Annotated in this window: 18 protein-coding genes; 8 read left to right on the top strand and 10 right to left on the bottom strand. The window is 70.2% G+C overall.

Going from position 1 to position 22,731, the window contains the following annotated elements; translation table 11 throughout:
• Positions 1 to 23: 23 nt before the first annotated feature.
• From AB0J87_RS12420 to AB0J87_RS12410, 3 genes are read right to left on the bottom strand one after another with little or no spacing between them, the layout of a single operon-like run.
• Positions 24 to 1,250, bottom strand: a complete 1,227-nt coding sequence (locus tag AB0J87_RS12420; protein WP_363964659.1) for an alkaline phosphatase family protein — start codon at positions 1,248 to 1,250, stop codon at positions 24 to 26.
• Complete coding sequence (locus tag AB0J87_RS12415) at positions 1,247 to 2,146, bottom strand: LysR family transcriptional regulator (protein WP_363964657.1); 900 nt, start codon at positions 2,144 to 2,146, stop codon at positions 1,247 to 1,249. The genes AB0J87_RS12420 and AB0J87_RS12415 overlap by 4 nt, the downstream gene beginning before the upstream one ends.
• Positions 2,143 to 3,483: a cation:dicarboxylase symporter family transporter gene (locus AB0J87_RS12410; RefSeq protein WP_363964655.1), complete on the bottom strand. Its 1,341-nt coding sequence runs from the start codon at positions 3,481 to 3,483 to the stop codon at positions 2,143 to 2,145. The genes AB0J87_RS12415 and AB0J87_RS12410 overlap by 4 nt, the downstream gene beginning before the upstream one ends.
• 228 nt (positions 3,484 to 3,711) lie before the next feature.
• Between AB0J87_RS12410 and AB0J87_RS12405 the strand changes: the two genes are divergently transcribed.
• Positions 3,712 to 4,626, top strand: coding sequence for an ADP-ribosylglycohydrolase family protein (locus AB0J87_RS12405; protein WP_363964653.1), 915 nt, complete (start codon positions 3,712 to 3,714; stop codon positions 4,624 to 4,626).
• A 23-nt stretch (positions 4,627 to 4,649) separates the two neighbouring features.
• On the opposite strand, the gene AB0J87_RS12400 is transcribed toward AB0J87_RS12405, so the two are convergent.
• The 3 genes from AB0J87_RS12400 to AB0J87_RS12390 all read right to left on the bottom strand — a co-directional run bounded on the left by AB0J87_RS12400 (position 4,650) and on the right by AB0J87_RS12390 (position 7,805).
• On the bottom strand, positions 4,650 to 5,660 hold the full coding sequence (locus tag AB0J87_RS12400) for a leucine-rich repeat domain-containing protein (RefSeq protein WP_363964651.1): 1,011 nt from the start codon (positions 5,658 to 5,660) through the stop codon (positions 4,650 to 4,652).
• Between the two features lie 137 nt (positions 5,661 to 5,797).
• Entirely contained in the window at positions 5,798 to 6,898 is a 1,101-nt protein-coding gene (locus tag AB0J87_RS12395) for a hypothetical protein (protein WP_363964649.1), read from the bottom strand.
• A gap of 115 nt (positions 6,899 to 7,013) precedes the next feature.
• Positions 7,014 to 7,805 carry a phytanoyl-CoA dioxygenase family protein gene (locus AB0J87_RS12390; RefSeq protein WP_363964647.1) on the bottom strand — a complete coding sequence of 264 codons (792 nt, stop codon included), beginning with the start codon at positions 7,803 to 7,805 and terminating at the stop codon, positions 7,014 to 7,016.
• Positions 7,806 to 7,907: 102 nt separating this feature from the next.
• Here AB0J87_RS12390 and AB0J87_RS12385 point away from each other — a divergent pair, with 102 nt between their 5' ends.
• Positions 7,908 to 8,810 (top strand): helix-turn-helix domain-containing protein, encoded by a 903-nt coding sequence (locus AB0J87_RS12385; RefSeq protein WP_363964645.1) that lies wholly within the window; start codon positions 7,908 to 7,910, stop codon positions 8,808 to 8,810.
• Here AB0J87_RS12385 and AB0J87_RS12380 read toward each other — a convergent pair.
• From AB0J87_RS12380 to AB0J87_RS12365, 4 genes are read right to left on the bottom strand one after another with little or no spacing between them, the layout of a single operon-like run.
• A complete protein-coding gene (locus AB0J87_RS12380; protein ID WP_363964644.1) occupies positions 8,774 to 9,541 on the bottom strand; it encodes an SDR family oxidoreductase in 768 nt (255 codons plus the stop codon). The genes AB0J87_RS12385 and AB0J87_RS12380 overlap by 37 nt on opposite strands.
• A 13-nt stretch (positions 9,542 to 9,554) precedes the next feature.
• On the bottom strand, positions 9,555 to 10,286 hold the full coding sequence (locus tag AB0J87_RS12375) for a sulfotransferase family protein (RefSeq protein ID WP_363964642.1): 732 nt from the start codon (positions 10,284 to 10,286) through the stop codon (positions 9,555 to 9,557).
• Positions 10,283 to 11,266 carry an aldo/keto reductase gene (locus tag AB0J87_RS12370; RefSeq protein WP_363964640.1) on the bottom strand — a complete coding sequence of 328 codons (984 nt, stop codon included), beginning with the start codon at positions 11,264 to 11,266 and terminating at the stop codon, positions 10,283 to 10,285. The genes AB0J87_RS12375 and AB0J87_RS12370 overlap by 4 nt, the downstream gene beginning before the upstream one ends.
• A 33-nt stretch (positions 11,267 to 11,299) precedes the next feature.
• A complete protein-coding gene (locus AB0J87_RS12365; protein ID WP_363964638.1) occupies positions 11,300 to 12,445 on the bottom strand; it encodes an argininosuccinate synthase domain-containing protein in 1,146 nt (381 codons plus the stop codon).
• A gap of 926 nt (positions 12,446 to 13,371) precedes the next feature.
• Here AB0J87_RS12365 and AB0J87_RS12360 point away from each other — a divergent pair.
• Genes AB0J87_RS12360 through AB0J87_RS12335 form a run of 6 tightly spaced genes read left to right on the top strand, consistent with a single transcriptional unit; the run spans position 13,372 to position 22,710 of the window.
• Positions 13,372 to 16,341 (top strand): amino acid adenylation domain-containing protein, encoded by a 2,970-nt coding sequence (locus AB0J87_RS12360; RefSeq protein ID WP_363964636.1) that lies wholly within the window; start codon positions 13,372 to 13,374, stop codon positions 16,339 to 16,341.
• A 4-nt stretch (positions 16,342 to 16,345) separates the two neighbouring features.
• The gene (locus tag AB0J87_RS12355; RefSeq protein ID WP_350734967.1) at positions 16,346 to 16,522 is read left to right on the top strand and encodes an MbtH family NRPS accessory protein; all 177 of its coding nucleotides are present in this window, start codon (positions 16,346 to 16,348) and stop codon (positions 16,520 to 16,522) included.
• 17 nt (positions 16,523 to 16,539) lie between these two features.
• Complete coding sequence (locus tag AB0J87_RS12350; RefSeq protein ID WP_363964634.1) at positions 16,540 to 19,833, top strand: amino acid adenylation domain-containing protein; 3,294 nt, start codon at positions 16,540 to 16,542, stop codon at positions 19,831 to 19,833.
• On the top strand, positions 19,833 to 20,630 hold the full coding sequence (locus tag AB0J87_RS12345) for an alpha/beta fold hydrolase (protein WP_363964633.1): 798 nt from the start codon (positions 19,833 to 19,835) through the stop codon (positions 20,628 to 20,630). Before AB0J87_RS12350 ends, AB0J87_RS12345 begins: the two co-directional genes overlap by 1 nt.
• On the top strand, positions 20,627 to 21,763 hold the full coding sequence (locus AB0J87_RS12340; RefSeq protein ID WP_363964631.1) for an acyl-CoA dehydrogenase family protein: 1,137 nt from the start codon (positions 20,627 to 20,629) through the stop codon (positions 21,761 to 21,763). Before AB0J87_RS12345 ends, AB0J87_RS12340 begins: the two co-directional genes overlap by 4 nt.
• A complete protein-coding gene (locus tag AB0J87_RS12335) occupies positions 21,760 to 22,710 on the top strand; it encodes an acyl-CoA dehydrogenase family protein (RefSeq protein ID WP_363964629.1) in 951 nt (316 codons plus the stop codon). The genes AB0J87_RS12340 and AB0J87_RS12335 overlap by 4 nt, the downstream gene beginning before the upstream one ends.
• The last annotated feature ends 21 nt before the right edge of the window (positions 22,711 to 22,731 follow it).

Here is a 22,731-nt window from a genome sequence, read left to right as displayed (position 1 = left end):
CGGCTTCAGACGGACCGTGCCGTCTACACGGTGTTGTTGAGCGTCAGATCGTGGATGTCCCGATTCCTCAGCACACCGGCGTGCAGCCGCTTCGCCAGCGGCCCCCTGACGGGGCGGCTGAGGATCAGCGGAACGAGCTGCTCGTGCCTGCTGCCATGGGATCGGAGACCTCCATGGAGCTGGGAGAGATCGTGATCGACCGCATGGCGGCCGAGCGCGGTGTCGGCCGCGGCCGCGAGACCGAGGTCGCCGATGCGGTCCACCGGAAGCTCGTAGATCGTCGCCGCGTCCTCACGTTCCCAGACCTCTTCGACACCGGGCAGTGCCGCGAGGGCACGCACAGCGGCCCCGCGATGCTCGGGAGCCAGATGCAGCCAGGCGAAGCCCCCGAGCGCCCCGTGATGCTTGGGGTAGGGGTCGGTGATGGGCAGCACGATCTCCTCGAACGGGACGCCCGCTTCGGTGAGGAGGTCGCCGAGATAGTGCACCCGAGCGGTGCCGGCATCGTGGTGCTTGGCGTTCATTCCATGATCGGCGGTGATCCCCACGGTGCACCCGGCGTCCAGGTACGCGCCGAGCAAGGCGTCGAACTCGACGAAGAACCGGTCGGCGAGTTCGTCCCCGGGTGCTGCGGCATGCTGGACCCGGTCCGTGAGGGAGACGTAGATGAGGCGCAGCCCGGGAACCCGCTGAAGCAGGGCGAGGCCGATGCGCATCGCGTAGTGGCTGGCGGAGGGGTCGTAGACGTCGGGAGCAGGTGTTCCGACGAGCTCCTCGATGTCGTCGATCCCGTACTCGGGCAGTGCGGCGCCTGGTGCGCGTTCGACGCTGACGCTCGGCACGCCGCCGTTTCCGAGCAGGCGCCGGAGCTTGTCCTTGGTCGTGACGGCCAGGGTCGGGATCCCGCGGGCGGCGAACTCGGCGTGGATGCTCGGCGCGCGAAGAAATCGAGGATCATTGAGCAGTTCCAGTGAGCCGTCGGGCAGCCGGCAGTAGTTCCCGGGGATGCCGTGGATGGCAGGCGGAACGCCGGTGACGATGGAGATGTTGTTCGGGTTGGTCAAGCTCGGCATCTCTGACGCTCCGACGGAGAAGACGCCGCCATCGTCGAGCATCCGCTGGAGACGGGGCATGATGCCGCGGCTCAGCCCGTCCCGGAAGTATCGCGGGTCACCACCGTCGACGGTGATGACGACGACGGGGTGATCCGGGACGGTGTACGGGCGATCGTTCACGGTGATGGTGGTCATGGTGTCCTTTCTTCACGGACGCTTTCGATGAAGAGCTCTTCGACCAGCGTCGGCGGTCGTGCCGCCAGCCTGATCAGCTGGATCGGGCGTTCGGGAGGCGCCGGGTCGAGATGGACCTCGGCGACCCGGCCGAGCAGCAGGGCCTCCTCGGCGACGGCCCTGGGCAGGCAGGCCAGGCCGAGGCCCTGGGCCACCGCGGCGACGATCGCGCTCGTGCCGGCGATCGTGCCGGCATGGGTGCGTGGGATTCCCCACCTCCGCGCCATGTCAACCTGGTACTGGCGCGTGGTGGCCCCCTCCTCTCGGAGCAGGATGCGGGTGCCGCGCAACAGGCGCGGCTCCACCCGCTGCCCGGCGAGCGGGTGATCGCCGGCCACGATGACCACCTGCTCCTCGCTTCCCGCTGCCGTCGCGCTGAGAGAGGGCTGCTCGCTCTGAGCGGCGACGAGCGCGAGAGGCAGCTCGCCGGAGAGCACCTTCTGGGTGATGAGCGAGGAGTTCGCGACGTGGAGTTCCAGCTCGACGTCCGGGTAGCGGTCCAGAAAGGAACGCAGGAGCCGTGGAAGCAGGCGCTCCGTCGCAGTGGTCGTGCCTCCGATGGCCAGGACACCGGCCACCGGCGCCCGTCGTACACGCGTGATCTGATCCAGCGCCTCGTCCGCGAGGGCGAGCAGACCACGGCCGTACTCAAGGAGCTTCTCACCGGCCTCGGTGAGCCGGAGCGACGGCGCGGAACGGTCGACCAGCACCGCACCGACCTCGCCTTCGAGCTGCTGAAGGTGAGACGAGACGGTCGACTGCGCGACGCCGAGCGCTCTCGCGGCCGCCGAGATACCGCGGTGATCGGCAATCGCCACGAATACCTGAACCCGTTGGAGGCTGAGTTTGCCGGTCATCGGCCGCTGACCTTCTCCGGCTCGGATGTCAGCGGGACGGGAGGCGCGGACTTCCCGGACATGATGGCGTTGGCGGCGGACGACGAGATCTCGCCTTGCCAGCGCGCGATCACCAGACCTGCCACCGCGTTGCCGAGCGAGTTCACGACGGCGCGGCACTCGGACATGAATCGGTCGATCCCGAAAACGAGCATGACACCCGAGACCGGGATGACGGACGTCGCCGACACCGTCGTGGACAGCATCACGAAGCCGCCTCCGGTCACGCCCGCGGTTCCCTTCGACGACAACAACATCACCGCGAGGAGCAGCAGCTGCCGGCCGAGATCGAGGTCGATCCCCAGCGCCTGGGCGATGAACATGCTGGTCAGCGTGAGATAGATGCATGTGCCGTCGAGGTTGAACGAATAGCCCGCGCTGACGGTGATGCCCGCCGTCCCCTTGTCGACGCCGAGGCGGGTGAGTTTGGCGACGATACCGGGGATCGCGGCTTCCGAGGAGGACGCGCCCAGCGCCAGCAGGATCTCGTCCTTGAAGTACCGGAAAGTGTGCAGCGGGTTCAGCCGTACCAGCAGCAGGATGCCGCCGAGGACGACGACCACGAACACGATCGAGGTGCCGTAGAAGGTGCCGATCAGCTTCAGCAGCGCGCCGATGGTCGCCACCCCGAAGTGGCCCACGGTGTACGCCATCGCGCCGAACACGCCGACGGGGGCGGCATACGTAACGAGTCGCACGATCGTGAACAGGACCTCGCCGATCCGATCGACCGCCCGGGCCACGGGCCGAGCCCGATCGCCGAGGACGGCCAGGGCGACGCCGAACAGAACGGCGAAGAACAGAATCTGAAGAATCGCGCCTTCGGCGAAGCTCGCCACGATGTTCTTCGGGAAGATCTGCAGCACGTAGTCGGTCCACGACATCTCTGACGCCGCGTCAACCCGCGCGCTCACCTCGTCGGTGAGCTGAAGCTGGGCGGGGTCCACCGCCAGGCCGTCACCCGGGCGCACCAGGTTCACGGCGAGGAGCCCGAGCAGCAGCGCCAGCGTGGTCACGATCTCGAAGTACGCGATCGAACGCAACGCGATCGCGCCGACGTGCCGGAGCCGATTCACGGCAGCGATGCCGCTGACGACCATGCAGAAGACGATCGGTCCCAGCAGCATCGTCAACAGCCCGACGAACGTGTCCCCCAGAACCTCCAACGACGTCGCGAAGCCAGGTGCCACCAGGCCGACGATCACGCCTGCGGCCATTCCGGCGAGCACCCACGTGTACAGCTGCCGGTACCAGGGCCTGCGCACGCGCTGAGCACTCTCGACAACGGCTGAAGCCATGATTTTCCACCTCCACCTGATGAGGCGAGCGCATGCCTCGCTCCGCCCACCCGGACATCGTGGGCGGCGACACGTAGAGGAAGGTGAACGACGGCCACCCGGCCAGGCGAATGTGCGACGACAGGCCGGCCACCGTCCGATGGCCCTCATCGGGTATGCCGATCAGCGTTTACGCGGCCGGGGAAGCCCTCGGCGTAGAGAGAGCTGACTTACCCCACAATGTGAGTGATGTCAGTCCAACTCCTTGCGCGGGCCACCGCCTCTCTCCTCGGCTTGGCCCTCGGCGACGCCTTCGGTTCCCAGTTCTTCGTTCCCGCCAACCACCACGCACTCTCCTCCCGCCTCCTTCCACCCGGCCCGTGGCAGTGGACGGATGACACCGAGATGGCGTGCTCCGTCTATCGCGTCCTGGCCGATCACGGCGCCATCGATCAGGACAAGCTCGCCGCGAGCTTCGCCCACCGTCATAACTTCGACCGCGGATACGGCCCGGCGACGAACCGGATGCTTCGGCTGGTCCGCGAAGGAGGCGACTGGCGGACGCTTTCCGCGGAGCTCTTCGACGGCAAGGGCTCGTGGGGCAACGGTGCCGCGATGCGCGTGGCGCCGCTCGGCGGCTGGTTCGCCGACGACCTGCCACAGGTGGTCCGGCAGGCCGTCCTGTCGGCACAGGTCACCCACACTCATCCGGAAGCGGTGGCCGGCGCCATCGCCGTTGCCGTGGCCACGGCCGTGACCGTCAACGAACCCGGCCTCCCACCCGGGCGTTTCCTCGATCGGGTCAGAGAGCACGTGCCCGCGAGCATGGTCCACGACGGTATCGCCGAGGCGCGGCAACTCCTCACCATCAGCGACCCCGTACTCGCCGCCCGGATGCTCGGGAACGGGCGACAGGTCAGCGCTCACGACACGGTCCCGTTCACCCTCTGGGTGGCGGCTCGCGAACGCCATGATTTCGAAGCGGCCATGTGGACCACCGCGGCGGCCGGCGGGGACGTCGACACCACCTGCGCGATCGTCGGCGGCATCGTCGCGGTTGCCGAGAACGCTCACCTGCCGCAGGAGTGGAGAAGGCGATGTGAACCGCTCCCGGACTGGGCAGGCGCCCCCAGCCCATCTCCACGTGAGACGGCATGCCCGTGACCGCGCGGCCGATGATCACCATCTCATAGGCGGTTGCCCGCTGTGTACCGGTGCGGTGCGTCGCCGCCCTGCCCGTCGGAGACGTCGACGATGCCGGGCAGTTCACTGATCAGGCGGGCCTGCGCCGGCGGGGAGAGGAAATGATGGTGCAGGTCGAGTCTGTGCAGGTGTGTCAGCGGCTGACCGGTCAGTAGCGCCTCCGCGCCGGTGTCACTGAGCGTGCCCAGCGACAGGTCCAGCACCTCCAACCTGGCCACCACCGGCGCCGTCGCCACCGCCGCGGCTGTCTCATCCGCGAGTTCGGCGTTGCGCAGGCCCAGATACCGCAGCCGCGGCCACCGCGCGCCCGAGAGGATCGGCGCGAGATCGGCGATCGTCGGCCCGCCATGGAGCTCGTCGCCCAGCCACAGCTCAAGGTGCTCCAGGGCCGGAAGGTCCGACTCCGCGATCGCGACCACCGTTTCGCGGGACAGGGCGCCGGACTCGATCGCCAGATGTCGCAGTGACGCATGCGTGAGCGGACGGCGAAGGCCGGTGCTGTCGCCCATGCCGCCGCGCACCCGTAGCGTCTCAAGCCGCGGATATGCGGCGAGCAGCTCCTCCACGTGGGCGTCGTACCACTGGTCGAGGCCGGCCTGCTCGCCGACGAACATGGCCCTCAGCCCGGTCAACCGTTCGGCCGCCTCGCACAGGATCTGGATCGGCGCCTCGTCCTCCTCCAGCTCAGGCCCCCAGCGCCCGACCACCAGCGCCTCGACGGAGGCGGGCGGCACCGTGTCGAGGAAACCCTCGAAAACCGCCCGGAAGATCGGATGGGTGCGATCGCCCTCGAACTCGGCCAGCACTTCCCATTCTTCGCCTGAATCGTCATCCGCCTGGGGGCCGATGCTGATCCTCCAGGCCACGGCCTCGTCGGACTGCGGGCCGTCCGGTTCGTCGCCCCCGAAATCGACGACGGCGCGACCGGCGAAGGCGGTGGGAGACTCGGCGCCGTCCGGATGATTCCGGTAGTGCCCCGCGTAGGTCCAGCTCATTGGCGCTCCTGTCCCAGGACTGTCGGGCCGCCGCTCCGCCGGCGGCCGGCCGGGGCGACCCTATCGATCGCCCTCGCCGCCTGACTCGACGTTGATCGTCTCGTTGTCTCGCCGGCCTCTATCTACTGGGCGCCGTGTCAAGGAATGGCTGCACCAGGGCCGGCCAGCTGCTGGCGCGTCTGAACGAGCAGCTCTGGGACCGCGCGGCGGGACAGGGCAAGCGCCTTGCGCGCGATGCGGCGGCCGTCGCGCGGCCGGCCGGCGGCGCTCAGCACGAGCGCGTGTGCCGTGAGCGCCGAGAGCAGCGCCGGGGTGTAGGCCAGGGCGTCCTGCCTGGCCGCTGACTGCGTCACCTGGACCATCCGCCCACTGCTGGAGATCGCTTCGTCAGGATCCGTCCGGCAAAGGATCTTCGCGTGGGTGCCGCTGACGCGTGCCAGGAGGTGGAGATACTCACCGCGGTACAGGTTGATCAGCCGCTCGCAGCATTCGACCGCCTCCTGCGCGTCCGCGAGTGCGTCCTGCTCTCGACCGGCGGCAAGCTCGCAGGTGGCGCGGATGTCCAGGACGCCGGCCAGGGCGGGCAGGTAGCGGTGGTCGTCGCGCGCGCTGATCGTACGTAACGCCGTCAGGGCCTCCTGGCTCGCCACCAGGGCCTCGTCGTGCCGCGCAGCGAGGCTGAGCAGGCTTGCGCGGGTGGCAAGGGTCATGGCCACGTCACGCTCGTAGTCGGGGCCCCCGCGCCACTGGCCGAGGCCCTCCCTGCGGATCCGCAGGGCCTCGGCGTTCACCTCAAGGGCCTCCTGGGGCCGTCCGGCCAGCTGGAGCATGCCCCGGTGTGCGTCAAGTGCCTCGGCGAAGCCGTCGAGACGCTCGCGGCGGCGGTCGGGGGCGCTGTCCAGCAGGCTGCGATGATGCCCGATCCGTTCGGCGCTCGCCTTCAGTGCCTGTTCGACCCGGCCCGCGCCGAGCAGGGCCCTGGCATGCTGGTCCAGGGCGGTGGCCAGCTGAGGCAGGTAGCGCTCGGGGTCGGCCTGGGACGGGGCGCGCAGGGAGTCGGCCGTGGCGGCGAGCTTGCGTATCCGCCACCACTTCCAGATCGGCGGCAGGAGCCAGCCGAGACCGATGATCACGGCGAACGGCAGCACCGTCGCCCAGCCCGGCCACACGATGAAGGAGATCAGTGCGGTACCGGCCACCAGTCCCATGAGGACCAGGACCGCGCAAGATCGCATCATGACGACCAGTGTGACGCCCGGCGACCAAAGCGCAATCCCGGGCTCAGGCGCAGCGGCCCTCCCGATTGTCGCGGAGAGCCGCTGCCTCTCCTGGCGGTCCGAAGGGACCGGTCGGCTAGGCCCAGGGGCGGGGGAAGGTGCCACCGTCCAGCCGCTCGCCCGCGGCGAGTCCGAGAGGATCGGTCACGACGTGCCCGGCCCCGCTGTAGCGGGTCGCCTCGTCCATGTAGATGGTGACGTGCGCGAGCCGGGCCTGGTCGGTACGGTTGGGCAGCGCCATGTGGCCGGTGTAGCCGCTGTGGAAGGTGCAGTCGCCCGCGCGGAGCGGCACGGTGACGCGGGGGATCCAGCGCAGGGACGGGTCCGCCTCGAACAGGTCCTCCTCTTCGTGGAGGTCCTGCGGACGCAGGCCGTCGCGATCCTGGGTGCCGGGCAGGAAGGTCATGCAGCCCCGCTCCGGAGGAACGTCCACCAGCGCTATCCACGCCGACAGCGGAAGCCGGTCCCCCGTGTGCGGCCAGTACGGACGATCCTGGTGGAACTCCGTGGCGGCGTTGTTGTGCGGCTCCTTGACCAGCATCTGGTCGTGCCAGAGCCGCAGCGAGAACCCGGCGAGCTGTTCGGCGATCCGGCCGATCCGCGGGTCGAACGTGAGCTCCCGCAGCGTCTGGTCGCGTTGCCAGACGTTGACGAGCTGGCTGAAGGTGCCCTGCTTCTCCAGGCTCTCCGCGCGGTGCGCCTCCAGGAACGCCTCGGCGCCGGCCCGGAAACGCTCGACCTGGCCGGGCTCGAGCACGCCCCGCACTCGGACGAAACCGTTTTCGCTGTAGGCCGCCACCAGCTCGTCCGGCACCCGGCCATCGGCGCCGACGTCGCTGACGAACTGCTCGGTCGTGGTCGTTGCCATCGCTGACCTCCAGGGTTTCTTGCTGTTGGGATACCGCAAGCCTCGTCGAGACGTGCCGCCACGGGCTAGGCCGATCCCGGCGATTAGTCGTACGATCCCGACATGCCTGCCATGCTGCACGAGCACGCGCTGTTCGCCGGAGGCCCGGTCCTGGCAGGTGTCCACCACCTGAACCCCGACATCGAGCCGCACGCGCACGACTTCCTCGAGATCGCCGTGATCGGAACCGGCCACGGCCGGCACATGACCAGCCGGGGCGGGCACCCGCTGCGGCGCGGGCAGGTCGTCGTGCTCCGCCCCGGCGCGTGGCACGGCTTCTGCGACTGCACCGACCTGACCGTCGCGAACTGCTGCCTGTCCGCCCAGGCGCTACGGGGCGAACTGGCGGCGCTGTACGACATCCCGATGCTGCGCCGGATGCTGTGGACCGACCCGGTGGCCTCCGGCACGCACGGCGTGGCGGTCACGACCGTCGATCCGGCCGCCGCCGAAGAGGCCATCGCGGAGATCGGCCTGCTCGAACGGGACCTCGCCGCCGAGCGGCGCCGGCCGGGCCGGGTGCTGGGCCGGCTGGTCACCGTGCTCGGTGTCCTGGCCGACGGCCGCGACCCCGAGTGGCAGCCACTCGAGTCCACCGTCCATCCCGCCGTCGCCGCCGTCATCGCCCGGCTCGAGGCAGCGCCCGCCGATCCGTGGCGGCTGGACGAGCTGGCCCGGTCGGTCAACCTGGATCCCGCCTATCTCGGACGGCTGTTCAGGCAGTACGTCGGGCTGACGCCGCTCGGCTTCCTGGCCCGGCTGCGGGCCGAGCGCGCCGCCACGTTGCTGGCACACTCGACCCTGCCGACCGCCCGGGTCGGCGCCGCCGTCGGCTGGGACGACCCGACGTACTTCGCCCGCCGCTTCCGTGCGCTGGTCGGGCTGACACCCACCGAGTACCGGCGACGCAGCCGATCAGCCGCCCATGCTCAGCTCGGCGGCCCGGCCGAGCGGACGAGTTCCTGACCCCCAAGGAGGCCCGCCACCCGGACCGTAGCGTCACCCGGCCCGGTCAGGAAGGCCACCACGTCGGCGATCTCGGCGGGCGTGCCGGTTCGGCCGGCGCCGCAGGCGTCCAGCATCGCCATCATGTGGTGGCCGGAGGAGGACTCCGCTTCGGACCTGGCCATCGCGGTGGAGATCACCCCGGGGCTGACCGTGTTGACGCGGGCGCCGCGCCGGTTCCACGCCAGGGCCGCGGCCTGGGCGCGGACCTGGTTGCCGCGTTTGGCGAGGATGTACGCGGCCGTCGCGTCCTCCCCCACCGTGGCGATCACGTCGAGCGAGAGCAGGTCGCCGGTGGGCGCGGTGGCGAGGGCCCGCTCGTCCTCGTGGCTCAGGCTCGCGTAGTGGCCCGCCATGCTGGCCACGCAGACCAGCGAGGTCCCCCTCGTGGCCACCGTCTCGAACGCGTCGATGACGTGCGCGGTGCCGGCCAGGTCCACCTGCATGATCTTCTGTACCGTCGAGGTGGCCGCGGAGACGCCGGCGGTGTGGACGACCGCGGCGACGCGTCCCCCGGCGGCCGCCGCGGCGGCGAGCTCGGTCACCGATCGGGCGTCGGAGACGTCGGTGAGGTGCCCCTTGGCGTCGTACCCTTCGGCGCGCAGGGCGGCGACGGCCCGGTCCAGGGCGTCGGGGAAGGCGTCGGCCAGGATCAGCGTGCGGCCGCCACCCGCCAAACGGATCACCGGCACGTGCCGGACGACGCTATCGGCGGGGACAGACGCGGTGGCGGGCGAGCGCGTCGTAGAACGGTTGGTGGTGCTCGGCGATGCGGCGCAGGTGCTCGTTGGTGTCGGGCGTCTCGCGCCGCCCGGGCGCCTTGGCCACCAGCCCGCTGCTCTCGGCCACCTCCGCGTGCCACCGGTCCGTACGCTGCCAGTTCGCCTGTCGACCGGGATCCCAGCGCATCGCCTCGGGCATGAACTCGAGCCCGACCCGCTCGCAGTATGCCCGGACCGTCGCCTCCGGATCGGCCACGAGATCGTCGCCGTCGATCACCAGGGGGACCTCGCCGGTGGCCGACCGCACGGCGTCGAAGATGGCGTGCAGGTATTCGAACCCGTACTCGTCCTGGGTGGCCTCGGGGTTGATGGCGTAGTGCGAGGCTATCGCGCTCCGCGGCTCCCGGATCATGAACGTGTTGATGACGTCGCTGAACAGGCGCCCGTCTTCGAGCAGCGGCGCGTACGTGTAGTCGGAGGTGTCCTTGGCGAACACCCGGCGCCCCTTGGCGTTGACCTCGAGCATCGCGTCGAGCAGCTCGACCGCCGACGTGACGCGCCGGCCCGTGAGCTCGAAGTGACCGTCCACCTGCAAATACGAGAACGGCTCGTGGACCACCTCGAGATCGCCGCGCTCGAGCATGATGCGCAGGAACGCGGTGGAGCGCGATCGGGGCACGGCCCACAGCAGGATGGGCTTCGGCGCGGCGCTCATTGCGACCACGCCGTGGGCCGGCGGTCCCAGCGGTGTTCGCGCAACTGCGCCATCAGCTCTTCGCTCAGTGGTTCGGCGTCGCTGGTGGCGATGTTGGTCCGTACGTGCGTGAGGTTGCGCATGCCGGGGATCACGGTGGCGACGTCGGGGTTCTGGAGGATGAAGCGCAGGGCGAGTTCGGGCATGGTCATGCCCTCGGGCACGATCCGCGCCAGCCGCTCGGCCCGCTCCACGCTCGCGACGAGGTTCTCGGGTACGAAGTAGGTGTTGCGCCAGTCGCCTTCGGGCCAGCGGGACTGGCGGGTGAGGGTGCCGGTGAGGGTGCCTTCGTCGAAGGGCACCCGTGCGATCACCGCGACGTCCAGCTCGCGGCATGCCGGGAACAGTTCGTCCTCGGGGGCCTGGTCGAAGATGTTGTAGATGACCTGCACCGCGTCGATCAGCCCGGTGTTCAGGGTCCGCAGGACGTTCCAGGGTTCCCATCGGTTGACGCTGATGCCGACGCCTTTGATCAGCCCGCGTTCCTTCATCTGGATGACGGTGTCCTGCCAGGCCGCGTCGTGCGCCCAGTCGTCCTCCCAGACATGGAACTGGAACAGGTCGACGGACGGCGTGCCCAGCCCTTCGAGGCTGCGGTGCAGGTATTCCCAGAGATGGTCCGGCGGGTACACCTCGGACAGTTTGGAGTCGCGGGTGGACGGCCAGGTGCGATCCTTCGGCGGCGGCTTGGTCGCGATGTGGAGGCGGCGGTCCGGGTGCCGCCTGACCAGCTGCCCGAGCATCCTTTCGCTGTGCCCGCGGCCGTAGATCCAGGCGGTGTCGAAGTAGTCGCACCCGAGCCGCACGGCTTCGTCCAGCGCGGTGTCGCCGGTCTCGTCGTCGGCGCCGGTCCATCCGCCCTCGCCGCCGGCTATGCCCCACATCCCGTAACCCACGTCGCCGACCATCCAGCCCAACCGGCCGAATCGACGCTCACGCATCACTTCCTCCTTTCACGCCTGAACGGCGACTTCCTAGCTCCAGCGGTTGCCGCCCGAACCGAACCGCGTCTGCTGCGCCACAGGGCCGGCGGCCTTCATCCGCTCGACCTGGACGAGGCCCCGGTGGACGGACAGGGTCACGCTGCCGCCGACCTCGCCGACGAGCCGGTCGATCCCGTCTCGCGCGGCATGCGCGGCGGGCTCGAGCCAGCGCGCCTCATACATGGCGGCGCCCAGGACGGCGGCCAGCCGATCGTAGAGTTCGCGGCCCGCCGCATCGAGGCTGGCCTGCAGGATGCGGGTCCACGCGCGTTCGAGCAGCTCCAGGCCGGGCGCCTCGTAGATGCCCCGGCAGACCGTGCCGATGATGCGCCGCTCGACCACGTCGCGGAGCCAGATACCGTGCCGCGCGCCGATCTCGTTGGCCAGCGTCATCCACTCGACCGGGTCGGGGCCGCTGCCGTTGACGTCGGCGACCCGTCCGTCGAGGAAGGTGACTGTGACGGTCTCGGGCTCGGCCGGGCTCTGCCCGGGCCAGTTGCTCCACCGCGGCTGGAGCCGGGTGACCGGCGTCTCCAGGTCTTCCAGCTCGGCCGACTCGTGCGAGATGCCGGCGAGGTTGGCATCGGTGGACCGCTCGGCGCCGCTGCCCGGGTCGAGATGCAGCCCGTGCTCGGCGACGGCCGCGAGCATGGCCTCGCGATCGGGGAACCGTTCGAGCGCCTGCGGATTCGTCCACGGCTCGATGAGGGACAGCTCCGGTGCGACCTGGGCGCCGTAACGCGCGAAGCGGCGCTGGTCGTTGCCCCCGCCGACGCAGCCGTGCGTGAACGTCCGGCATCCGTCGGCCCGCATCCGCGGCGCGAGCTCGCTGACGAGCACGAAGCGCGCCGCACCGGTCGTGTTCCAGTAGCCGCCGTCGTGGCGGGCCCGGTACCGCAGCAGATCCGACGCCACGGCGGCGATCGATGATCGTAGATCCATGACGACTACTTCGTCCCCGGATCTTCGCAGCGAAGAGGCAAGCGCGTCCATCTCCGCGCGCTCCGATTGACCAATGTCGGCGATATAGTGCCTCGTCGGAGTGGACCGTTCGTGAAGCCAGACTCCGACGGCGAGGGCGGAAAGTCCGCCCGATTGGAATAATCCGACGCGTGCGTTGCCATTGGCCTGCCGCACAGCCTTCCCCTTACGCTGGTGGACGGGGGCGATGTCGGCACTCTATACGCCGACCGCCACCGACCCTACCCACGGACCGCGCGTATTCACACCCGGCACGTCAATGATCTAGAAATTGACCTGTCATACCGATGCGGCCAGCGGATATGTCCTCGAAGAATGTCCTTCGAGTTGCACAGCCCGTCGCGGAGAACGCTTCCGTGGATTGGCGGGCGCCGGCCCGGGTAAGGCCGGGTATGCCTCTCGGGCAATCTCTCATTTCCGCAGGCCATAACACCCTGCGCGGCGGGTTGCGCCGGCCGTGGCGGCGCCCCGGGGTTGCGAATCCTCGCCACGTGTTCCAGTATGAGCAGTAACCCATTAGCTGCCAAATACCGGTTACCCACGTCCGGTGGAGGGAGGAACGCGTGTTCACTCAGCTTCACGATTCCCCAGCTCATCCCCCATGTTTCGGCACGTTGTCGCGCTGATCGCGAAGGGGCCGCCGCTTTTCCCGAGCCATCACCGGAAGGCGTGACGGCGCCGGTGCAGTACGGGCCGCGGACCGCCGCGCGCGTCGCCACGGCCGAGCCGGCCGGTTCCGACGCCTGATCAGCCGGCCGATGCCGGCGAGGCCGCTGACGCGGTAATGCGACGGCATATCAGCGCGCATTCGCCGGGATCTGGCAATTCGCGTGATACGTAGCCACCTGTTAACGGCCGCCGAAAAACCTCCGAGGGCCCGGCCCTGGCTACCTGAAACTCACAGACCTGAATAGTGACCGATCTGCCTGACCCGAGGATCTGTTGCCGGTCGCGACTATGGGAGCACGATGCCACGCCATCAGCAGACGCACCTGAGCGAACAAGCCCTGACCGCCATTCACTTATCCCTGGGACCGCGGAATGCGTTCCCCCGGCAAAGCACGGTCCTAGACCTGTTCCGCGTGCAAAGAGAGAACGCACCGGACCGTCCCGCCGTCCGCTACCGGGACACCACGATGAGCTATGCCGATCTCGATGCCGCGGCCGACGTCACGGCCAATCGACTGATCCGCAACGGCGTTCCGGCCCGGCAATTGATACCCGTGCTGGCCGCGGACGGGCCCGAATTCCCGATCTCGCTCTTCGGGGTGCTGAAAACAGGCTCGGCCTTCGTGCCGCTGGATCCGGCCTGGCCGATCGACCGGCTCAACGCGATCATGGCCGAGCTGTCGCCGCCCGCCGTCGTGGCGTCGCCGTCGACTGTCGAGACCGTCGCCGAACTGAACTCGTCCCTCCCGACGGTGATCGTCGACTGCGCGGAGCGGCCGTACGATCCGGCTGACCGCACACCCCCGCCGGCCGGCCGTGAACCTCGACCCGAAGACCTGATTTACGGGTTCTACACCTCCGGCTCCACCGGCACGCCCAAATGCGCGCTCAACCACCACCGCGGCCTGGTCAACAGGTTGACCACGATGTCGCGCCGCTTCGGTGACGGCGCCGATCACGTGACGCTGCAGAACAGCCGGTCCACGTTCGACTCCTCGATGTGGCAGGTGTTGTGGCCGCTGGTGTCCGGCGGGCAGGTCGTGCTGCCGCACCGCGACGGGATCCTCGACCTTGAGGAGACCGCGATGACCATCGGCCGCCACGGCGTCACGATGACCGATTTCGTGCCGTCCGTGCTCGCGGCGTTCGTGTCGCTGCTGGAGGCGCGCGAGGATCTGCGGGAGGCGACGTCGAGCCTGCGGCGCATGCTGATCGGCGGAGAGGCGGCCGGCCCCGGCGTGGTGCACCGGCTGCGCGCGCTGCTGCCCGAGCTCAAGGTCACCAACACGTTCGGGCCGACGGAGTGCTCGATCGGGTCGGTGTTCCACGAGGTCACGGACGCCGACGTGGACCGGATCCCCCTCGGTCGCGCCATCGACAACACCGCCGCGATCGTGCTCGACGACGACCTCAGGCCCGTCCCCGTGAACACGCCCGGCGAGCTGTACCTCGGCGGTGAGTGCATCGGCGCGGGCTACCTCGACGATCCCGAGCGCACCGCGCGGGTGTTCGTGGCCAACCCGTTCCCCCAGATCCCGGGCAAGAAGCTCTACCGGACAGGTGACCTGGCGCGGGTCGGCGAGGACGGGCTGCTGTACTTCATCGGCCGGCTCGACGAGCAGGTCAAGCTCGGCGGGGTGCGGGTGGAGCTCGGCGACGTCGCCTCGGCCCTGGCCGAGCATCCGCTCGTGGGCAGCGCGGTGGCGGTCGTGCTCGGTGAGGCGCCCCGATCCACTCTGGTCTGCTGCGTCACGCCGCGCTCGCCGGACGACTCGCCGTCCGCGGAGGAGCTTCGCGGGTACGCGGCGGAGAAGCTGCCGGCCGAGCAGGTCCCTCATAAAGTCGTGGTGCTGGAAGCGCTTCCACTCAACCGCAACGGCAAAGCGGACCGCAAGGCACTGGCCGCGCTCATCGTGGCCGAGTCCGCGTGGCAGGCGGACCCGGAAGAGCACGTCGAGCCGCCGGCCAACCCGATGGAGGAGCTGGTCTGCTCGGCGTGGCGCGAAGTCCTCGAGCAAGAACAGGTCTCGGTGGTCGTCCCGTTCTCCGACTACGGGGGCACCTCGCTGATCGCCTACCGGCTCACCGCCGCGGTCAGCCGGCGGCTGGGCAGGCCGGTGCGCCCCAGGGATCTGCTCGTCGCCTCGACCGTGCGCGCGCAGGCGGCGCGGCTGACCAAGGGCATCGACGACGACAGCGCCGAACTTGCCTACATCAAGCACGACCTGGCGTGGCGCCCGCCGCAGACGCTGCTGCTCACCGGCGCGACCGGGTTCGTCGGGGCGCACATCTTCGCCGAGTTGCTGATGCACTCCAACGCCGAGCTGATCTGCCTGGTGCGGTGCTCCGATCCCCCTGACGGTGCCCGGCGGCTGACCGAGGTCCTCGATCAGTACGGGCTGACCTCCGCCTGGCAGCTGCTCCCCATGGCGCTCAAGACCGGACGGGTCGAGGTCGTCCCCGGCGACCTGGGCAGCGAGCTGCTCGGCCTGCCGCAGCGGCGATTCGACGCGATCGCGTCGGCCGTGTCCGGGGTCGTCAACGCCGCGGGCGCGGTGAACTTCCTGTCCGGCTATCTGGACCACCGCCCGGCCAACGTGCTCGGCGTGCAGGAGCTCATCAAACTCGCCTCAGGCGGCGCCCGCGTGCACGCCCTGTCCACCCTGAGCATCTTCCCGCCCGCCGGGAGGGCCGCCCCGCGCATCACCGAGGACCAGATCCCGGAGACGGACCAGGTCGCCGCGGACGGCTACAACAGATCGAAGTACGTCGCGGAGAGCCTGCTCGCCGACGCGCACCGGCAGGGCGTCAGCTCGGTGGTGTACCGCCTCGGCGAGATCTGGCCGCACCAGGCGATAGGCGTGGCCAACCCGGATTCGCTGGCACACAACCTGTTGTACGCGTGCGCGCGCACCGGATGCGTGTTCCCGACCGAAGCAGAGACCGACGTGACGCCGGTGGACGTCGTCGGCCAGTTCGTGGCACGCGCCGCGACCGGCGACATCAAGGTGCCCGACGGCGCGATGCACGTGCTGTGGCCGGCGAGGCTGCGCTTCGCCGAGGCGTTCGGCGTGCTCGCCGACCGGTGCGGGCTCGACCGGGTCGGCTACGCGCAGTTTCACGATCGCCTGGAGGCCGTCGCCGAGCCCGACGAGAGGCTCGCCGGGCTGCGCCTGCTGCTGCCGCCCCCGGCCGGCGACTGTGACGCGGCGCCGGTCGAGTTCGACCAGCTGTTCACCGACAGCTCCCGGCACTTCGACGCCCGGCGGTTCAGCCGGCACGCGGTCTCGCTGGCGCGGCCGACGGCGGACGGGCTCAGGACGCTCGATCGCTACCTCAGCGAGCTGACCGACATTCCCGCCTTCGTACCTCAAGAAAGGTAAGCGAATGGAAGAGAAATTCGTCGTGGTGATCAACCACGAGGACCAGTACTCGATCTGGCCCGCCGGCCGGGAGATTCCGACCGGCTGGCGCGAGGCCGGAGCCGAGGGCGGCAAGAGCGATTGCCTGGCCCACATCGCGCAGGTGTGGACCGATCTGCGCCCGCTGAGCGTGCGACGGTGAAGGAGGAACCCGAGATCATGTCTGCCCCGAAGGAACGCAACGTCGCCGACATCAGGCGCGCGTTGCTGGAGATGAAGGTCCGCCAGCGCGTGGCGGAGAAGGCCGAGCGGGAGCGGATCGTCGCCGTCCCGCGTACGGGCAAGATGGCCATCGCCGAGCAGCAGCGGTTCCTGTGGTTCCTGCACCAGATGGTCGCGGGCGCACCGGTCTACAACGTGCCGTTCGCGATGCGCGTGCGCGGGCCGCTCGACGTGGCCGCCCTCTCCGAGGCGCTGCGCGGGATAGTCGCGCGGCACGAGAGCTTGCGCACCCGGTTCGGCGACGAGCACGGCGTGCCCTTCCAGACCGTCGATCCGCCGCCCGAGACGTGGGACCTGCCGGTGACCGACGGGACCGAGGAATCCGTCCAGGACTGGATCGACGGGCAGGTGCGCGAGGAGTTCGACCTGCGCAACAGCCCGCCGTACCGGTTCGCCCTGCTGCGCCTGGGCCCTGAGGACCACGTGCTGTCCATCGTCTGGCATCACATCGTCATCGACGGATGGTCCTCGCGCCAGTTCGCCGAGGAGCTGACGGCCCGCTACGCGGATCCGCAGGGCGCGGAGTTCCCCGAGCTGACCCTTCAGCCCGCCGACTTCGCGGCGTGGCAGCGACTCTGGCTGCTCAGCGAGGAGCCGGCCAAGCAGATCGATTACTGGCACTCCGCAGTGGACGGGATGGAACCGCTGGAGTGGCGTACCGACCGGCAGCGCCCGTCGGCACCCACCGGCGCTGGCCGTATCTACGAGACCCGCCTGCCCGACGACCTCGCACGCGGGATCCGCAATCTGGCCAAGGCCGAGGGCGTCTCCCTGCTCGCCCTGACGATGGCCGGATACCAGGTCCTGGTGAACCGCTACACCGGCCAGCAGGACATCGCGCTCGGCTCGGTCCTTTCCGGGCGGACGCGCTCGGAGATCGAACCCATGATGGGGTTCTTCGCCAACACGGTGGTGGTCCGCGGCGATCTCGAGGGCAACCCCGTGTTCCGCGACCTGGTGCACGCCGCCAACGACAACATCCTCGAGGCGATGGCCCACCAGGACGTGCCGTTCGGCCGCCTGGTGGAGGAGCTCAAACCGGAGCGGCTGCCGGGGCGGAATCCGCTGGTCGCGCACCTGTTCACGCTGCTGCCCGAGCCGATGATCGCGCGCTGGCGCCTGCCCGGCGTAGAGGTCGAGATGCTGACCCCGCAGCCGGAGACGACCCGGTTCGACATCACGTTCCAGATCAACGACCTGCCGGACGGCGGCTTGGGCGTGTGGATCGAATACTCCTCCGAGCTGTTCGACCACGAGCGCATCGAGCGGCTGGTGGAACACTTCGCCACGGTCATGTCCGACGCTCTGTCCAGGCCGGACGCCCGGGTGGACGCGCTGGACATCATGCCCAGCAGCGAATATCTGCGCGTACTCACCGAATGGAATCCCGCGCCCGGCGAGCACGACGAGCGCCTGCTGCACGAGCTGTTCGCGGCGCGTGTGACCGAGACGCCCGACGCGGTCGCGATGCGTTTCGCGGACGAGGACCTGACCTACGCGCAGCTGGACGAGCGGTCCAGCCGGCTGGCGCACGCGCTCGTCGAGGAGTTCAAGGTGACGCCCGGGCGCGTGGTCGGGGTACTGCTCGATCGCGGCTTCGATCTGCCGGCCGCCGAACTCGGCGTGCTCAAGGCGGGCGGGGCGTGGCTGCCGCTCGACCCGCAGTATCCGCCGGAGCGGCTGGCCTACCAGCTCGGCGACGCCGACGTGGCGGCGGTGGTGACGACGTCGGATCTCGCCGACCGTGTGCCCGCGGACGTGGGGCGGATCCTGCTGGACACGGACGCGCTCGACGGTCGGCCGGCATCGCCGCCTTCGGTGCACGTGGCGCGGGAGGACACGGCGTACGTCATCTACACCTCGGGCTCGACCGGCACCCCCAAGGGGGTCATGGTCCCCCACCGGGCGGTGGTGAACTTCTGCACCACCTTCCGGCGGATGTTCTCGGTGACGCCGGACGACCGGATCCTGCAGTTCTCCAACCCCGCCTTCGACGTGAGCGTGTCGGACGTGTTCTCGACGCTGACCGCCGGCGGGACCATCGTCGGCGCGCCGCGCTCCGAACTGCTCGACCCCGAAGCGTTGCAGCGGCTGCTGGCCCGCGAGCGGGTGACGATGGTGGACATCCCGCCGGCCGTGCTGGGGCTGCTCGATCCGTCCGCTCTGGACGATCTGCGGGTGTGCTTCATCGGTATGGAGCCGTTCGGCCCCGATCTGGTCAACCGGTGGCGCAAGCCGGGGCGCGAGTTCCACAACGGATACGGGCCGACGGAGGTCACGGTGACGTGCGTGGACTACCTGTGCCCGCCGGAGCCGCTGGACGGGCCGCCGCCGATCGGCCGGGCGATGGCCAATCAGCGGGCCTACGTCCTGGACAAGGGGCTGCGGCCCGTGCCGGTCGGCGTTCCCGGGGAGCTGTTCATGGCGGGCGCCGGTCTGGCCATCGGCTACCTCGGCCGGCCCGACCAGACCGCCGAGAAGTTCCTGCCCGACCCGTTCGCCGTCACCCCGGGCGAGCGCATGTACGCCACCGGCGACCTGGTGCGCTGGAACGCCGACGGCGATCTGGAGTTCCTGGGCCGGGTCGACCGCCAGGTGAAGCTGCGCGGGCTGCGCGTGGAGCTCGGCGAGATCGAGCACGCCATCGAGAGCTTCGACGGCGTGCAGCAGTGCGTCGTGACGGTGCGCGACGCGGGCACGACGTCGGCCTGGCTGGCCGCGTACGTGGTCGGCGGGTTCGAGCCGGACGCGCTGCGCGAACACCTGGCCGGGCGGCTGCCCCTGCACATGGTGCCCACCGACTACGTACAGCTGGAGCAGCTCCCGCTGACCTCGACCGGAAAGGTGGACCACGCGCGGTTGCCCGATCCTCGCCCCGACGGCGAGGCGGGACAGGTCGAGCTGACCACCGAGACGCAGCGCCGGCTGGCCGAGATCTGGCAGGGCCTGCTGAGCCTCGACGCCGGCCGCATCGGAGCGCAGGACAACTTCTTCGTCCTCGGCGGCAACTCCCTGCAGGTGACGCAGATGATCTCGCGGGTGCGCGACACCTTCCAGGTGACGCTCGACCCGCGGCGGCTGTTCAGCTACCCGCTGCTCAGCCAGTTCGCCGCCCAGATCGACGATGCGCAGCGCGCGCTGCTGGGCGAGGACGAGGTGGCGCGGCTGGAGGCCCAGGTCGCCGACCTGCCCGAGGACGAGCTCGATCGGCTGCTGAAGGAGTCGGGCTGATGGCCGGTCCGCCTCCCTCCACGGTGGAGGAGAAACGACACGCGCTGCTGCAACGACGGTTACGGCACAAACGGGAGGAAGCCCTCGCTTCCGCCCCGCAGGAGGGCCGGACGATGTCCCCGCTGGTGCCGCTCAGCCCCGCGGGCGCGAAGCCACCGCTGTTCCTCGTGCACGCGGCGGGCGGATCGGTGGCGCCCTACGCCGCGCTGGCCGCGCTGCTGGGCGACGACCGGCCCGTCTACGCGCTGGAGGATCCGGGCCTGCACGGCGGCACGATCGGGGAACGGCGGCTGCCCGGCCTCGCGGCCACCTATCTGGCCGCGGTCCGCGAGGTCCAGCCCGACGGGCCGCTACACGTGGGCGGCTGGTCGGTCGGCGGGGCGGTGGCGCTCGAAATGGCGCGCCAGGACGGCGATGTCGCGCTGACGTTCGTGCTCGACACCGCCATCCCGGACGGCGCGCCATCCCGTCCCGGCGACGACGAGCTGAGCGCGTGGTTCGCCGCCGACGTCGCGGCGATGGGCGCCGAGCCGGACGAGGCCGAGCTGGCCGAGCGGTTCCCGGTGTTCGCCGCGAACGTGCGCGCGCTCCTGGCCTTCCGTCCGTCGCGGGTGGACAGCCGGGTGGTGCTGCTGTCCGCCGCGGACTCGGAGCCAGGACGGCTCGACCGATGGCGGGCCTACGCCGATGAGATCCAGGTGGTGCGGGGCGACCACTACACCATGCTGCAATCCCCACACATCGAAGCGCTGGCGGAAGCCATGCGCGACAGACTGAGCGAGGTGAGTGTCCGATGATGCCGGCCTTCACGCCGGAGCAGGACGGCTTCCGGGAAGAGGTCTGCAGGCTGCTGTGCGAGGACGCGGTGCGCGCCGAGATCGCACAGTCCCGGCGGATGCCGTACGGACAGGAGAGCGGGCTGCTCGACGTGCACCAGCGGCTGGGCAAGCTCGGCTGGCTCGCGGTCAACTGGCCCGAGCGTTACGGCGGAGCGGACGCCACGATCGTCGAGAAGGCGATCCTCACCGAGGAGATGATCCGCCACGGCGTGCCCGACAACGTGCACTCCCTGGGCATCGACATCGTCGGGATGGCCATCCACCTGTTCGGCACGCAGGAGCAGAAGGAACGGCTCCTGCCGGGCCTCGCGCGCGGCGAGATCACGGCCAACGTGCTGTTCAGCGAGCCGGAGGTCGGATCCGACCTGGCGTCGCTGGCCACGCGCGCCGAGCCGGACGGCGACGGCTGGCGCCTGTACGGCCGGAAGATCTACAACATGAAGGCGCAGCACAGTGATTTCGCGCTGTGCGCGGCCCGCACGTCGACCGGCCCGGTGAACTTCTTCGGGATCACGCTGTTCCTGGTCCCGCTGCAGAGCATGGGCGTGGTCATCGAGCCGGTGTGGAACCTGTCCGAGGAGCGGTTCGACCTGGTCACGCTCGACGGGATCCGGGTCGGGCGCGAGGACGTGCTCGGCGAGGTCGACGACGGGTGGCAGGTGCTCGGCAAGGTGCTTCCGCTGGAGCGCACCGGGCTGGACCACTCCGCCAAGGCGGAGCGCACGCTGGCCGCGCTGCGCGAGCACGCGCCGCCCGGGTGCGAGCAGCGGCTGGTGCAGTTGGAGACGCGGGTACGCGCGGCGCGGCTGCTGGCCTGGCGGTGCGTGGCCAACCTGCACGACGGGCGGCCCGACGAGGTGCACTCGGCGACCGCCAAGTGGTACACGTCGGAGACGGCCAAGGAAGTGTCGGTGGCGGCGGTCGAGCTACTCGGGCCGCGAGCGCTGCTGGACGCACGCGATCCCGACGCGATCGCCGAGGGCGTCTTCGACGCCGCGCTCCGGGAGGCTCCGGGGCTCACGCTCGCCCAGGGTTCTTCGGAGATCATGCTGTTCTTTGTCGCGACATCGAAATTGGGGTTGCCGTCATGACCGCGGTGGAGACCACGGCGATCGCCGACTTCTTCGACGAGGATCTGGCGCCGCTGGTGCGGCGGATGGCCGATCGGCCGCGCGCTGAGGGCGGAGGCGACGACAGTCGCGAGATCCGCGCGATGGTGTGGGAGGGGCTGGTCGGGCTCGGCGCGCTCCGCGCCTCCGACACCGTACGGCTGGCCGAACTGCTCGGCTCGGTGCTGTATCAGGGGCCGCTGCTCGACACCCTCACCGCTCGGGAGCTGCTGCGGGACGGCGACCTCGGCCAGGCGCCGGTGGCGCTGGCGGTCGCGGCCGAGCCGTGGTCCGATCAGGACGGGGCGATCTCCGCGCGACGGGCTTTCGTCGGGTTCGCGGCGGAAGTGGACCACTTCGTCGTGGGCGGCGTCGACGACGTCGCCGGGCTGCGCCTGGCGCTCGTACGTGCGGGCCATCCGTCGATCACGATGCGGCGGTACGAGGAGACGAGCCGCGGCGAGGCGTACGAGGTCGAGTTCGCGGGCACGCCCGTGGCCGCCTGGGCCGGCTCCGCCGCCGAGTGGGAGGCGGCGCTGGCCGGCGCGCGGGTGCGCCAGGCGGCGTACCTGGTGGGCCTTGCCCAGGCGGCGCTCGATCACGCCGTCGACCACGCCAGGACGCGCCGCCAGTTCGGCCAGCCCATCGGCAAGTTCCAGGGGCTGGCGTTCCGGCTCAGCGAGCTGTCGATGCACATCGACGCGACGCGCCTGCTGGTGCACGACCGCGACGCGGCCGCGCACGCGGCGGCCAACCTCGCGGCGGCCTCGGATCTGGCCCGCACCGTCACGACGCGGACCATGCAGATCCACGGCGCCGCGGGCATGCGGTCCGACAACGACGCGCAGTTGTACTACAGGCGGGCGGCGGCCGAATCGGTGCGGCTCGGCACGCCGTCCCAGCTGCGCCGCGAAAGCCGGGGGACGTGATGACGGCGGCCGGGAAGCCTG

Source organism: Nonomuraea sp. NPDC049625, from assembly GCF_040675285.1.
Taxonomy (GTDB): domain Bacteria; phylum Actinomycetota; class Actinomycetes; order Streptosporangiales; family Streptosporangiaceae; genus Nonomuraea; species Nonomuraea angiospora_A.
Note: the sequence above shows the minus strand (reverse complement) of the source record. Positions and strands in the feature narration are given on the sequence as shown.